The 12,900-nt window shown below is 61.1% G+C and carries 13 protein-coding genes; 4 read left to right on the top strand and 9 right to left on the bottom strand.

What is annotated here, in order from left to right:
- Nucleotides 1–87: 87 nt before the first annotated feature.
- Nucleotides 88–774: a GntR family transcriptional regulator gene (locus ABIB99_RS41855; RefSeq protein ID WP_247457956.1), complete on the bottom strand. Its 687-nt coding sequence runs from the start codon at nucleotides 772–774 to the stop codon at nucleotides 88–90.
- A 160-nt stretch (nucleotides 775–934) separates the two neighbouring features.
- Between ABIB99_RS41855 and ABIB99_RS41850 the strand changes: the two genes are divergently transcribed.
- The 4 genes from ABIB99_RS41850 (at nucleotide 935) to ABIB99_RS41835 (ending at nucleotide 4,960) form a co-directional block, all read left to right on the top strand.
- Nucleotides 935–2,077: an ABC transporter ATP-binding protein gene (locus tag ABIB99_RS41850; RefSeq protein ID WP_354181711.1), complete on the top strand. Its 1,143-nt coding sequence runs from the start codon at nucleotides 935–937 to the stop codon at nucleotides 2,075–2,077.
- Between the two features lie 3 nt (nucleotides 2,078–2,080).
- A complete protein-coding gene (locus ABIB99_RS41845) occupies nucleotides 2,081–2,947 on the top strand; it encodes an ABC transporter permease (RefSeq protein ID WP_247457957.1) in 867 nt (288 codons plus the stop codon).
- Entirely contained in the window at nucleotides 2,947–3,807 is an 861-nt protein-coding gene (locus ABIB99_RS41840; protein WP_502916699.1) for an ABC transporter permease, read from the top strand. The genes ABIB99_RS41845 and ABIB99_RS41840 overlap by 1 nt, the downstream gene beginning before the upstream one ends.
- Nucleotides 3,808–4,000: 193 nt before the next feature.
- Nucleotides 4,001–4,960, top strand: coding sequence for a LysR family transcriptional regulator (locus ABIB99_RS41835; protein WP_354181685.1), 960 nt, complete (start codon nucleotides 4,001–4,003; stop codon nucleotides 4,958–4,960).
- On the opposite strand, the gene ABIB99_RS41830 is transcribed toward ABIB99_RS41835, so the two are convergent.
- From ABIB99_RS41830 to trbE, 8 genes are read right to left on the bottom strand one after another with little or no spacing between them, the layout of a single operon-like run.
- Nucleotides 4,933–5,175, bottom strand: a complete 243-nt coding sequence (locus ABIB99_RS41830; protein WP_247457959.1) for a DUF2274 domain-containing protein — start codon at nucleotides 5,173–5,175, stop codon at nucleotides 4,933–4,935. The genes ABIB99_RS41835 and ABIB99_RS41830 overlap by 28 nt on opposite strands.
- Nucleotides 5,176–5,184: 9 nt before the next feature.
- Nucleotides 5,185–6,399 (bottom strand): TraB/TrbI/VirB10 family type IV secretion system protein, encoded by a 1,215-nt coding sequence (locus ABIB99_RS41825; RefSeq protein ID WP_247457960.1) that lies wholly within the window; start codon nucleotides 6,397–6,399, stop codon nucleotides 5,185–5,187.
- Complete coding sequence (trbG, locus tag ABIB99_RS41820) at nucleotides 6,396–7,409, bottom strand: P-type conjugative transfer protein TrbG (RefSeq protein ID WP_354116538.1); 1,014 nt, start codon at nucleotides 7,407–7,409, stop codon at nucleotides 6,396–6,398. Before trbG ends, ABIB99_RS41825 begins: the two co-directional genes overlap by 4 nt.
- Nucleotides 7,410–7,426: 17 nt before the next feature.
- A complete protein-coding gene (gene trbF, locus ABIB99_RS41815) occupies nucleotides 7,427–8,110 on the bottom strand; it encodes a conjugal transfer protein TrbF (protein ID WP_354116539.1) in 684 nt (227 codons plus the stop codon).
- Entirely contained in the window at nucleotides 8,110–9,363 is a 1,254-nt protein-coding gene (gene trbL / locus ABIB99_RS41810) for a P-type conjugative transfer protein TrbL (RefSeq protein ID WP_354181682.1), read from the bottom strand. Before trbL ends, trbF begins: the two co-directional genes overlap by 1 nt.
- Before the next feature lie 3 nt (nucleotides 9,364–9,366).
- The gene (trbK-alt, locus tag ABIB99_RS41805; protein ID WP_354116541.1) at nucleotides 9,367–9,726 is read right to left on the bottom strand and encodes a putative entry exclusion protein TrbK-alt; all 360 of its coding nucleotides are present in this window, start codon (nucleotides 9,724–9,726) and stop codon (nucleotides 9,367–9,369) included.
- Nucleotides 9,726–10,457: a P-type conjugative transfer protein TrbJ gene (gene trbJ / locus ABIB99_RS41800; RefSeq protein ID WP_354181679.1), complete on the bottom strand. Its 732-nt coding sequence runs from the start codon at nucleotides 10,455–10,457 to the stop codon at nucleotides 9,726–9,728. The genes trbK-alt and trbJ overlap by 1 nt, the downstream gene beginning before the upstream one ends.
- The gene (gene trbE / locus ABIB99_RS41795) at nucleotides 10,454–12,895 is read right to left on the bottom strand and encodes a conjugal transfer protein TrbE (RefSeq protein ID WP_354181677.1); all 2,442 of its coding nucleotides are present in this window, start codon (nucleotides 12,893–12,895) and stop codon (nucleotides 10,454–10,456) included. Before trbE ends, trbJ begins: the two co-directional genes overlap by 4 nt.
- Between the last annotated feature and the right edge of the window lie 5 nt (nucleotides 12,896–12,900).

Below are 12,900 nucleotides of genomic sequence, written 5' to 3'. Positions count from 1 at the left end.
CGGTGGTCGGAACCAATAGACCAAGTATGATATTTGATGCAACAAAAATGTTCGATGCCAAGAAACCCGGCTTCTCTGCCGCCCAGCTTAGCGACGGGCCTCGATCATAAGCTTGAGCTGCACGTAACCATCACGGATGTCTTGTTCCATGGCGGACTTGACCGTGGCACCATCCTTGGCACGCAGGCCCTGCATAGCGGCCATATGATTGGCAACGCCTCGCCGATTCATGGCGAAGCCGGGGTAAAGCTCGTTTAGCGAAGGACCGACACGCAGCCAAAGGGATTCGATCATCGCGACCAGTCGCGGCCAGCCTGACAACCGGTAGATCAGGAAATGGAACTCGCGGTTGACCTTAAGGACCTGGCGATAGTCGGCAGAATCCAACCCGGCATTGATCGCCACCTGCATCCGTTCGAGCCCCTCAATGTCGGCAGGAGCCACTGCCAAAACAGAGCGGTCGGCGGCCAAACCTTCCAGGGCGAGCCGCGTGGCGGTGATCTCGTCGAGCGCTTCTAGTGTCAGAGATGGCAGGACGACCGTCTTGGGGCCTTCATTGATGAGAGCTCCCTCCGATAAGAGCCGGTTGATGGCGTCCCGTGCTGGAGTGGTGCTGACCCCCAGCGCGGCCGCGACTGACCGCACCGTCAGCTTCTCGTCAGGCGGGAAGGCGCCGGAGACGATGATCGCCTTCAGGCGATCATAGGTGAGCTCTCCGAGATTGGATTGCCGGGCGATAGGAGTGACGACACCGGCGAGCAGATACTCCGACATGGAAAGCCTCTTGTTGCGTGATGCATCAAATAGCCTTGGCTCCCCTCGACCGCCAGTGCCTTGACAAAGCCGCAAGAATGATACACCAAATATCAAAATCTGGATATCGGGCGACCGTTCCCGGCCGGCGAAGTGCCTCTCAGGGATTCAAAGAGTGATTATGATCGCCATGTCCAACAGCGATGCCTCAAACAGGCACCAGAGCCTGAATTCACTCAAAGGCGAGGCTATCGCCATCCAAGGCGTTTCGAAACGGTTCGGACCGATCGTCGGTGTCGATTGTGTCGATCTCCACGTTGAGGCCGGGGAATTCCTTTCTCTGCTCGGCCCCTCCGGCTCGGGCAAAACGACTCTGTTGATGATGCTTGCGGGATTCGAGATGCCGAGTTCGGGGTCGATCACCTTGGGCGGCCGGGATCTGACCCATGTTTCACCCAATAAGCGCGGAATCGGAAGGGTCTTCCAGCGCTACGCCCTGTTTCCGCATATGAGCGTGGCACAGAACGTCGCGTTTCCGCTCAAAATGCGGGGCGTGAGGAAGGACGAAATCGCTCGCTTGGTCGAGCAGGCGCTCTCGCGTGTCCGGCTTCAGAATTACTGTGGCCGCATGCCCGCCCAGCTTTCGGGTGGCCAGCAGCAGCGTGTGGCGGTGGCGCGCGCCTTGGTCTTCCAGCCGCCGGTCCTTCTCATGGATGAACCGCTCGGTGCTCTCGACAAGAAACTACGCGAAGAACTTCAGATCGAAATCAAGACGCTGCACGCCAGCCTGGGCGTCACGATCATCTACGTGACACATGATCAGGAAGAGGCGCTGACAATGTCCGACCGGATTGCGGTCATGGACAAGGGGCGCATCCAGCAACTCGGCAGCCCTGTCTCGCTCTATCACGAGCCCAGCAGCAGCTTCGTCGCCGACTTCATTGGCAAGATGAATTTCCTCAACGGGGTCGTAACTGGGCTCGACGATTGCCGCATCGAGATCGCGATCTCGGGACAGACATTCGATGTCGCACGGTCTCAAATCGGTGGGCGCGAGGAAGTCGCCGTTGGACGCTCCGTGCGGATCGCGGCCAGGCCAGAAAGTCTGAGCCCAACGGACGAAGGCGAACGAGCCATAGCGGGCGAGATCGAAACCTCGATCTTCCTCGGTCCGCATCGAACGCTGATTGTTCGGACGGAAGACGGAACGCAGCTCCAGATCCAGGTTCCATCCTCCCATCGGGACAGCGGCGTCACGCCACGCGGGCGGACTTTCGTACGGCTGGACCCGGCCGCCGTTCGTGTCTTCGCGCGCGAGGCCTAAGCCATGGCGAACACGACAATCGCCGACGCAGAACGCTTGGTGGCCGGCCAGCTCTCCCGCCCCGCCTCGCTCGTTCTCGCGCTGCCGCTCGTCCTGCTGCTGGGGTTCGCTTTTCTCCTGCCGGTCGCGAAACTGCTGCTGGGCAGCATCTTCACGCCGACGCCGACGGCGGAGCAGTATCTGCGCATCGCCCAGGAGCCGATCTTCCTGCGAATATTCCTGCGCACCGTCCAGACGGCCGCGATCGTTACGCTTCTGGCCTTTCTGCTGGGCTATCCCGTGGCACTGGTGATGTCGCGGCTCGGCACGCGCGCCGCGATGCTGGTCGCGGCCTGCGTCCTGATTCCGCTTTGGACCAGCGTGCTCGTCCGCTCCTACGCTTGGATCGTGCTGCTGCAGAGGACGGGGATCGTCAACAACGCGCTGCTGAGTTGGGGGCTGATCAATCAGCCACTGAAGCTGATCTACACCGAGGGGGCGGTCATCGTCGCGATGACGCATGTGCTCATGCCCTACATGATCCTACCGATCTTCTCCTCTCTGCGCTCGACTCCACCTGAGCTCGATCGCGCGGCGAGGAATCTCGGCGCCGGACCCTGGACCAGTTTCTTGGCCGTCACGCTGCCGCTTAGCCTGCCCGGCGTCTATGCAGGGGCGACCATGGTCTTCATCCTGTCGCTTGGCTTCTACGTCACGCCGGCCTTGGTGGGCGGCCCGCAGAACCTGACCATCGCAACCTTGATCGGTCAGCAGACCACGGAATTGCTCAACTGGCCTTTCGCCGGGGCTTTGGCCGGTGTTCTACTCGTGGTGACGCTCGGCCTCGTCGGCGCATTCAAGCGGTTCCTCCGCTTTGGAAAAGGTGCCTGATGTCGACCTTGTTTGAAACGACCCCCGCAGGGGCGCTGGCACCCGTCCTATCATCTAATCCAGCATTGTCGCCCGCGATCGGTCGATCGCTCCTGAACGGGTTCGCCGGCCTCGTATTGATCTTCCTGCTCTTGCCGACCCTCATCGTCATTCCGATGTCGCTGGGCGAAGCCTCCTATATCCAATTTCCACCACAAGGCCTTACGCTAAAATGGTACCGGGCCTATTTCGCCAATGCGGAGTGGATGAGCGCAACTTGGTTCAGCCTGCGGATCGCGCTGGCGACGACCGCGTCGGCGACGGTGATCGGCACGCTGGCCTCCTTCGCAGTCGTGCGTGGCAATCTTCCGGGTGCCCGTGCCCTGCAGGCGCTTACCTTGGCGCCGTTGATCGTTCCCCACATTGTGCTGGCCGTCGCGCTCTACCTCGTCTTCGCGCCGCTCGGTCTAACGGGCAACTTTGTCGGCTTCGCAATCGCGCACACAATGCTCTCGGTCCCCTATGTCATGATGACGGTGTCCGCCGCGCTGCAGCGGATCGATCCTGCCCTCGAACTCGCCGCATTGAATTGCGGTGCGTCCCGCGCCCAGGCATTCTGGCATGTGGTGCTGCCCAACATCGCTCCTGGGGTCGCGGCCGGCGCGGTTTTCGCCTTTCTGGCTTCCTTCGATGAGGCGACGGTCGCCTTGTTCATTTCCGGCGTCGAGGGCAAGACGATTACGCGAAAGCTCTTCGAAGATATCGACTACAATCTGACGCCTATCGTTGCCGCAGCCGCGACGGTGATGGTCGTTCTGTCCCTCGTCCTGATGGGAGGGGTCGAGTGGATTCGGTCGCGTAGCGCGAATAGCGAGAGCTAGACCATCAGACGCATGTACGCGAGCGTGCCAGGAGCGCCCCTCCCGCGGCATCGAGGAATTCGCCGAGTTCAAGTACATGCTCATGGGTAGGATCGGGGGTGCAATCCTCTTCTAAACGAAGTCGATTTTTCTTGGAGAGCTAAGAGCGCAACACGCACCGACCCAAGCAGAATGCGTCGGGATTATTCAGAGAATGTCGGAGATGGGCAAAACGGACAGCCTACGAAATGCGTCAAGGACCTCGGCGATCGAATTGCAACATCTTCGGTTTGCCGTGGCCGCCAATAACTGTGGAAGTCTTCGGCGTGCCGCGGACATGCTCTCGGTTCGACATTCAGTCTTGAGCCGCTCGATCAGTCAGCTTGAGCATCTAATTGGAGCCACATTGTTCGAGCGTTCTGCCGGAGGAGTAAGGCCCACGTTTGCTGGCCGAGGCGTTCTGAAGATCGCAAACTTGGTCCTGGAGGAGATTGACGCGCTCGTAGAGACAGCAAGATCTAACAGGCAGGGGAAAGCCGGGCGTGTGTCGATAGGCTTCTGCACCTCGATCTCCGCAGGAAACCTGCGCGCCACTCTGATCGAATTCAAGGAGCGCTTTCCCAAGATCGAGCTAGCGACAGTTGAACGCTCGCGAATTCGCTTGATGAATGCGCTTCGAGACGGAACAGTTGATATCGTCATCTGCCCGGGACGCCAGCCCTGCTCAAACGATAATATCCTGTCACTCTGGAGTGAACAGATTCTGATTTCATTGCCTGAGGATCATGCCTTATCCACACGCGAGTTTGTCCTATGGACAGATCTGCGACACGAAACCATTCTCCTCAGTCAGCAGGACCCGGGACGCGAGCTCGAGGATTTCCTGATTTCGAAGCTCGTAGCTCCGGCAGACAGACCCAAGATCGAACGACACGATGTCGGCCGCGGCATCATCAAGAGTCTGACCAGCATGGGACTCGGTGTCAGTCTCGTCACGGAATCAGACACCGGCGCGCGTTTCGCCGGATTGACCTATCGCGAATTGCGCGACGGATCCGGCGCGAGCCGCCTGGACTTTTTCGCAGAATGGCGCGCCGACAACGGAAACCCCGCCCTGAAGCAGCTTCTCAAGCTGCTGGGCGAGTGCTATTCCTCCCCTTCCGTCGGAGAGTGACCGGTGCGCCGTAGCTTTGCAAATCCCCGGTCTGTTGCCATGAACCGCGCCAGCATCGGCGCGACCAGCTTACTCGGGTCGGCGACGGATTGGCCGGATTCGCCTGCAAGGGCTTTCGCATAGGCGACGAGATCTCGATGCACGGCAGCCGGCAATTCAACGGTGACCTTGACAGGCTTGTCATTTGGAAGCGCCCCAATCTTGAGTTTGGCCATCTTCATTCCTCACCCTCTGTAAGGCTCTAATACGAGGTCGCGATTGACGATCACGCGAACCGGGAAACCCGGCCTGATGGTTAGCGTTGGCTGGATGTTGAGATTGCGTTGAACAATCTTTTGGCCAGTCTGATTTAGGCTATCGCTCGATCCGCGGCGAAGGGCTTGGATGATGTCACCGTTGTTGCCGGTGTCGGAGCCGGCTCCCACTTCGCTGCCGACTGCCAGTAACGTAGACAGGAGTGCCGCCTTGAAGAGAGCGTCCCAATGATTGTCGACTTCGTCTTCCAGGCCAGCATAGCCGCCTGAATCCGCGCCTGGTTGGCGTTCGAGCACGATCGAACGGCCGTTCGGCATGATCAAGCGTGTCCAGACCAGCAGTACGCGTGACTGACCGAATGCGATCTGGCTGTCATAGGTTCCGATCAAACGGGCTCCCTGCGGGATCAGCAGCAAGCGACCGGAGGGTGTGTCAAAAACATTCTCGGTCACTTGCGCCGTGATCTGCCCGGGCAGATCTGAGCGAATGCCGGTAATGAGAGCTCCCGGAATAACCGTCCCTGCCTGAACCACATACGGCGAAGCTGGTTTCGTGACGCGATCCGGGCTTGTGGTACGGCGATCGACCGACGCATTGACGAAGGCAAGTTTGCGATCCTGGCCGTTCTGCGCAAAGCCGTCGTCAGTTCCCGGCTTGGACGATGGAGCGGCTCGGTCCACGCTCGAAGCCTGGGCCGCAGCGGGCATCGTCTCGCGAATATTGGTGGAGGCGAACAAACGGCTCACGCGCGCAGCTTCGATCTCCTGGTCGCGGCGCTGCTGCTCCTGATCGAAGCCAGTCGTGGTTGTGGTTGGCGGCTGTCCCTGAGCGGCAAGGATTGGCCGGCCGAGATCACCAGGAAGCGGTGGGCCCAGCGAGGGCACCTGACGCGGAACGGCAGCATAGTCCCGCGGCAATCCGGCGAGGCCATCAGCGACGTTATGATGATCGGTGCTGTAGAGTTCGTCCGGCGCGGTCCCGCGGGAGCGGTTGTTTTGGAGAGCCCAAAGCACGGCACCGCCAACAAGAACCAATGCAACGGCGGTTCCTCCCGCAAGGACCTTACGGGACAGCCGCGTGACGCGGGGGTGATCTGCCCTCAACCGGAACCCGTGCGCCAATTCTTCCGACCTGTTCGGCTCGCCGGGCTGCTCGTTAGTGTCATCGCTCTGAAGGGTGCTCATGACGACGACCTCCCATTGGTCCGGACAATCCGGACTTTCTGCTGGTGCTCGCCACCGAGCCGCAACTCCGCGGCCGCAAAGAGCCGATCGACGATCAGGACGTTGCCGTAGGCGCGGTAATTCACGATCTCGGTCTTGCCGTCATGGCCAATGACGAAGAGAGGCGGCATCTCGCCTTGAACGATGCCCTGCGGAAACTCGATATAGACCTTGCGGCCGTCGTCATAGGCGGTCAGCGGCCGCCAGGGCGGACCGTCGCCCTCAATGGCATAGCGGAAACGACGCTGCGTCGGATCGGGCAACACTGGCGTCAAAGCCACGGGCCGCACCCTGCCCGGCCGGTCCTCCGGATAATACCAGGCGACTGAAGGCATATAAGGTTTCTCGCGGGAGCGTAGCTCGATCAGGTAGGTGCGCCGATCGGTGTTGACGACGAGATTGGTTTCGATCGAAGCGCGCGTGGGCTTCACCAGAATATGGACGCGGCGGGTATCTGTGCTGCCGCTTTCGGTATCGCCGACCACCCAACGAACGGTATCGCCTGCCGCGACCGGACCGGACCCCGTGAGTTGTTCGCCCTCCTCAAGCGCGATGTCGGTGATCTGTCCGGGCGCGGCGTAAACCTGGTACAGCGCACCCGGACTGTAGGCGTAGACCTGCGCTGCGTTAAAATATCCCTTCTTGCGGGGCTCGACCCGAGCCGCACTGTTCGCCGCCTCGACCCGGTTCACCGGCTCGGTCTCCTCCTTACTACCGGACTTACCGCCAAGGGCCGGTTTCCAGAGTGGCGGGACATGAAGCGGCTGCGGCTTGTCGTCGGCAGGCACCGGCGGCGGAGGCAATGGCGGAACATCACTGTCGTAGCTGATCTCGGGCGGCTCGAATGTGGAGCAACCACACAAAGCCGAAGCGCAAAGCAGCAGTGCCGGAAGTATCGCCTTTCGGAACGCCAGACCTTCCGATCTGAATGTGACGGAGCGAGCGCATGAAGCACGGCGCGGAGAAGCCATATTGCGAAATATCGTATTCACTGCCCAAGCTCCTTCGACCAGTTGATGGCGTGGACGTAGACGCCGAGGGGATTCTTGCGCAGCCGATCGGCATCGCGCGGCGTCTCGATCACGACGCTGAGAATGGCAGTCCAGCGCTCGGTTGAACTGAGAGATCCGTTGTCGTAGGCGCGTTGAACCCACGCCACCCGAAAACTCTCCATCGACGCGCGAATAACGCTCGATACCTCGACCGAGACCTGCACTTTGCCGAGCCTGGCAAAGGGATCGTTGGTGCGGGCATAGTCATTGAGAGCGGTGGCCCCACGATCGGTCGTGAAGTCGTAGGCCCGCAGCCAATTCTGACGCAGCACGATGGCGTCAGCCGGCAGGCCCCGGACATCCTCGATGAATCGCGCCAGGTGGTAGGCGATCTGCGGGTCTGTCGGCTGGTAGTCTGTATTGGCCGGTGCCACTCGCTGTGCCTGGCCAAGACGATCGACCTCGACCACCCAGGGCGTAATCGTGCCTTGAGTCGATTGCCAGACAAGGCTGCCGGCGAGACCCGTCGACAGCGCGAGGCATCCGAATGCCATCAATCGCCAGTTTTTTGCCTGCACGCGGGCTGACCCGATACGGTCGTCCCAGACTTGCGCTGCCTTTTGATAGGGCGTGACCGGCTCAGGTGTGCGGCCGTAGTGAACGGATGGACGTTTAAACATCAGTGGTTTCCTTCAGAGAGATCAATCGATGCGCCGCCTCCGCCATGGTCGCCCGAGCGAACGGCATGGGTGACGGCTGATGTGCCATGGCTGACGGTCTGGGCACGCTTCATGCGCCGCGCCCAATCGGGCGGACTATCCGGCGCGGTGTTCCCGGTCTCGGCGCCCCCTGCGGTTGGCGCCTGCCCAGCCGATTGAGCGCTGTTACTGAGAGTTGCCGCGGCCCGACGCAGCGGGCTTGCCACTGCCGAGAGCCCGGCATCGGCGACACCGCTCAGGCCGCCACTGCGATAAGCTGCGGACGCACCGCTTGTAAGCGCGGCGCCACCTCGCGCGGTTCCTGCTATCGCTCCTCCGGCAAGCCCGGCTCCGCCCGCAGCCAAGCCAGCGCCCGCGACAACAATGCCGCCCGCTGCAAGTCCGGTCCCGACCGCGGCACCCGCGCCGAGTTGAGGTCCGCCGGACACCAGGCCGTTAGCGATCCCAGGACCGAAAATGCCGAGACCGAGCAGCGATAGCGCCGCCAGCACCAGCGCCATAGCGTCTTCGATGGTCGGCTGTCCGCCGTTGAACCCAGACGTGAATTGAGAGAACAGCGTCGAGCCGATGCCAACAATGACGGCAAGAACCAGGACTTTGATGCCTGACGAGACGACGTTACCGAGCACACGCTCCGCCGCAAATGCGGTCTTGCCGAACAGACCGAAGGGAATCAGCACGAAGCCGGCGAGTGTCGTCAGCTTGAACTCGATAAGTGTCACGAAGAGCTGGATCGCCAGAATGAAAAAGGCGAGGAGCACTACGACCCAGGCGAACAGCAGGACGACGATCTGGACGAAGTTTTCGAAAAAGCTGATGTAACCCATCAGACCAGAGATCGAGTCGAGGATCGGCCGGCCGGCATCGAGGCCAACCTGGGCGATCCGCCCTGGCCGCAGGAAGTCCGCGGATGACAGGCCTGTACCGGAGGCTTTCAGCCCGAGACCGGCAAAACTCTCGAACACGATACGGGCAAGATTATTCCAGTTGCCGATCAGGTAAGCGAAGACCCCGACAAACAGAGTCTTTTTGACGAGCCGTGCGATTAGATCGTCATCAGTCCCCCAGCTCCAGAACAAAGCCGCGAGTGTAATGTCGATGGCGGCCAGTGTCGTCGCAAGAAATCCAACTTCGCTGCCCAGAAGGCCGAAGCCAGAATCGATATAGCGGGTGTAGGTATCGAGGAACTGATCGATCACGCCGGTGCCGGTCATGGCTTACTCGCTCTCCGAAAGAGGTGCGGACGGATAGCCCTGCGGAATCCGGCTCTGATCCTTTGGCGGCATTTCTAACGATTGATCGGGAGCGGCTGTGCTCTTCGCCTGACCGAAAAACCGGCGTCGGTTCTCAGCCCAGATCCGACGACAGTCGTCGTAGGTTGCCGTCTGTTCCGACGTGACCGTTCGGCACCGCGCCAGGCTGGAGGCGAGCGTGCTCGTGGTCTGTGGACCCGCCGAATTTGACGCCGTTTCGTCGCCATCACCGCGGAGCTGGATGGCGCATGCCGCCATCACCAGCATCAAGGATGCGGCTGCCGCGACAATCGGCAGTCGTTTGAACCTGTTGAACGCACTCATCAATGAAACATCTGCACGTTTGAAGATTGATAGCCTTGGCCCGGCGTCAGAAACCGTCGCAGCTGCTCGCGGCCCTGATCCTGCGCCGCTGCGCGTTGAGCCGCTTCAAGGCTCTGCGCCCTACCTTGGGCGGCGACGGTCGCCGTGAGATCGCCGAGCTGCTGAGCCTGAAGTGCGAGGATCTGGTTGCCGGCCTGTGTCGCCTGTAGCGCGCCACTTGCGCCCTGGCTCGACGTCACCAACGCCGACGTCTGGGTCCGGTTAGTGTCGAGGTTGCCGACAACGCCCGCCTGCATACGCAAGGCGTCCTGCAGCGCTGCGACCGAGTTCTGCCAACGCGATTGGGCGTTGGTGATGAGTGCCAGATTGGATTGGCTGCTGGTGGCCGGCGCATAATTGGTCGAGAACGCGCGGTCGATCTGCTGTACATCATAGGCAATGCGCTGGGCCTGAGCGAGTAACTGCTGCGTGCGCTGAATTGACGATTGAAGCTGCTGTAGCGACGAATATGGCAGGCTCGCCAGATTCTTCGCCTGATTGATAAGTGACTGCGCCTGATTTTGCAGCGATGTGATCTGATTGTCGATCTGCTGCAGCTCGCGCGCCGCTGTCAGGACATTCTGGACATAGTTGTTCGGATCGAAGACGATCCACTGCGCAGATACCGGCGACACCGCAGCAAACGACAACGCGACAGCACTCGCCGCCGCAAGAACGCAAAGACGTCTCATAATGATTGATCCAGATTGCTCAGATTCGGGATCAGATCCGTGGCCCACGAAGCGTCGCGATGTCGCAGCCAGGCGTGCACGAAGCCGTCGCGGCCGTGTTCTGCGAGCAGGCGTTCGATCGCCGCCTGATCGGTCTTGGAAGACGCCGCAGTAAAAGCGAGCGCGACTTCGCCCAGACCCAGCTCGAACATCCGGTTGCCACGGCGGGACTGGCAGTAGTAGTCCCGCTTCGGTGTTGCCCGGCTCAACAGCTCGATCTGCCGGTCGTTGAGACCAAAACGACGATAGATCGCCGTGATCTGCGGCTCGATGGCCCGCTCGTTCGGCAGCAATATACGGGTCGGACAGCTCTCAATGATGGCGGGCGCAATGCCTGATACGTCGATGTCCGAGAGTGACTGCGTCGCGAAGATGACGGACGCGTTCTTTTTGCGCAACGTCTTCAGCCATTCGCGCAATTGCGCGGCAAAGTCCTCGTCATCAAGTGCAAGCCAGCCTTCATCGACGATCAACAAGGTAGGTTGACCGTCGAGACGGTCTCCAATGCGATGGAAGAGATAGGCAAGCACCGCAGGTGCGGCGCCGGTGCCGATCAATCCTTCGGTTTCAAAAGCCTGAACCGAGGCTTCGCCGAGACGCTCGAGTTCGGCATCCAGCAGCCGGCCGTAGGGTCCTCCCAGGCAATAGGGTTGCAAGGCCCGCTTCAGCGCGCTCGACTGGAGCAGCACCGACAAGCCTGTCAGGGTGCGCTCCTGGATCGGAGCCGAGGCCAGTGACGTCAGGGCGGACCACAGATGGTCCTTGGCCTCCGGCGTAATCTCGATCTTTTCCCGCGTCAGGATCGCGGCGATCCAGTCGGTCGCCCAGCCCCGCTCGGAGGGGTCGTCGATCCAGGCCAGCGGCTGCAGCGCAACAGGTTCAGACGCATCGTCCGACAGCGCTCCACCCAAGTCATGCCAGTCGCCACCCATGGCGATGGCAGCCGCCCGGATCGATCCACCGAAATCGAAGGCAAAGATCTGCGACCCCGGATAGCGGCGGAACTGCAACGCCATCAGCGCCAGCAGCACCGATTTACCGGCGCCGGTCGGGCCAACCACCAGCGTATGCCCAACGTCCCCGACGTGGAGAGAAAATCGGAACGGGGTCGACCCCTCGGCCTTTCCGAACAGCAGAGGCGGGCCTGCGAAGTGATGGTCTCTCACCTCGCCGGCCCAAACCGCCGATAGCGGAATCATATGGGCCAGGTTGAGGGTCGAGACCGGCGGTTGCCGAACATTGGCATAGGCGTGTCCCGGCAAACTGCCGAGCCAGGCTTCGACGGCGTTCACCGTCTCAGTCATCGAGGTGAAGTCGCGCCCCTGGATCGTCTTTTCGACCAGACGCAGCTTCTCATCAGCCGCGCGTGGGTTGTCATCCCATACGGTGACAGTCGCCGTGACATAGGCTTCACCGATTTGGTCAGAGCCAAGTTCCTGGAGCGCGGCATCGGCGTCCATCGCCTTGTTGTGAGCGTCCGTATCGAGCAGCGTCGATGGCTCGTTCGTCATCACCTCTTTGAGGACGGCGGCGATCGACTTCCTCTTGGCGAACCATTGCCGACGGATCTTCGTCAGTAATTTCGTAGCATCCGTCTTGTCGAGCATGATCGCGCGCGTCGACCAGCGATACGGAAATGCCAAACGATTGAGTTCGTCGAGTATTCCGGGCGTCGTCGCGGTTGGAAACCCGACGACTGTGAGAACGCGCAGATGCGACGCACCCACTATCGGCTCGAGGCCGCCGGTCAGCGGCTGATCCGCCAGTAGCGCATCGAGATACATCGGGATCTCGGGCACCCGAACGCGGTGGCGCTTCGTCGACACACAGGAGTGCAGATACGTCAGCGTCTCAGGGTCATCCAGCCAGGCGCATTCGGGCATAAAACCCTCGACCAGCTGGAGCACCCGATCGGTGCGGTCGACGAATCCGCGCAACACTTCGCGGGCGTCGGCGTTCTCGGTCCGATCGCGGCCCTCGTAGAGAAACCGTTCGGCCCGCGCGGCGTCCTCAGCCGGCGGCAGATAAAGAAAGGTGAGAAAATAGCTCGATTCATAATGAGCTCCCGCCTCCTCGAACTGGGCTTTTCGCTCGGCATCGACCAGGGCGGACGCCACATCCGGAAACGTGCTTGCCGGATACCGGAATGCAGCATGGCGTTGAGCTTCAACAAAAACGGCCCAGCCCGAACCGAGACGGCGCAAGGCGCTGTTGAGGCGGCCAGCGACGGCGACGAGTTCGGCGGGCACTGCGCTGTCGAGATCCGGTCCGCGGAACCTTGCGGTGCGCTGGAACGAACCGTCCTTGTTGAGGACGACGCCCTCCCCGACCAATGCAGCCCACGGCAGGAAATCCGCAAGGCGGGTGTTTGAGCGGCGGTATTCGGCAAGATTCATCATGATTG

It is taken from the genome of Bradyrhizobium sp. LA6.1 (assembly GCF_040547805.1).
In the GTDB taxonomy this organism is placed as follows: Bacteria; Pseudomonadota; Alphaproteobacteria; order Rhizobiales; family Xanthobacteraceae; genus Bradyrhizobium; species Bradyrhizobium barranii.
The sequence above is the reverse complement of the archived record's forward strand: the minus strand, read 5'-3'. Positions and strand labels throughout refer to the sequence as shown.

Bases quoted from the DNA above. Each gene is read 5' to 3' on its own strand.
- ABIB99_RS41855 (WP_247457956.1), bottom strand. From the start codon at position 774: ATGTCGGAGTATCTGCTCGCCGGTGTCGTCACTCCTATCGCCCGGCAA.
- ABIB99_RS41850 (WP_354181711.1), top strand. From the start codon at position 935: ATGATCGCCATGTCCAACAGCGATGCCTCAAACAGGCACCAGAGCCTG.
- ABIB99_RS41845 (WP_247457957.1), top strand. From the start codon at position 2,081: ATGGCGAACACGACAATCGCCGACGCAGAACGCTTGGTGGCCGGCCAG.
- ABIB99_RS41840 (WP_502916699.1), top strand. From the start codon at position 2,947: ATGTCGACCTTGTTTGAAACGACCCCCGCAGGGGCGCTGGCACCCGTC.
- ABIB99_RS41835 (WP_354181685.1), top strand. From the start codon at position 4,001: ATGTCGGAGATGGGCAAAACGGACAGCCTACGAAATGCGTCAAGGACC.
- ABIB99_RS41830 (WP_247457959.1), bottom strand. From the start codon at position 5,175: ATGGCCAAACTCAAGATTGGGGCGCTTCCAAATGACAAGCCTGTCAAG.
- ABIB99_RS41825 (WP_247457960.1), bottom strand. From the start codon at position 6,399: ATGAGCACCCTTCAGAGCGATGACACTAACGAGCAGCCCGGCGAGCCG.
- trbG (WP_354116538.1), bottom strand. From the start codon at position 7,409: ATGGCTTCTCCGCGCCGTGCTTCATGCGCTCGCTCCGTCACATTCAGA.
- trbF (WP_354116539.1), bottom strand. From the start codon at position 8,110: ATGTTTAAACGTCCATCCGTTCACTACGGCCGCACACCTGAGCCGGTC.
- trbL (WP_354181682.1), bottom strand. From the start codon at position 9,363: ATGACCGGCACCGGCGTGATCGATCAGTTCCTCGATACCTACACCCGC.
- trbK-alt (WP_354116541.1), bottom strand. From the start codon at position 9,726: ATGAGTGCGTTCAACAGGTTCAAACGACTGCCGATTGTCGCGGCAGCC.
- trbJ (WP_354181679.1), bottom strand. From the start codon at position 10,457: ATGAGACGTCTTTGCGTTCTTGCGGCGGCGAGTGCTGTCGCGTTGTCG.
- trbE (WP_354181677.1), bottom strand. From the start codon at position 12,895: ATGATGAATCTTGCCGAATACCGCCGCTCAAACACCCGCCTTGCGGAT.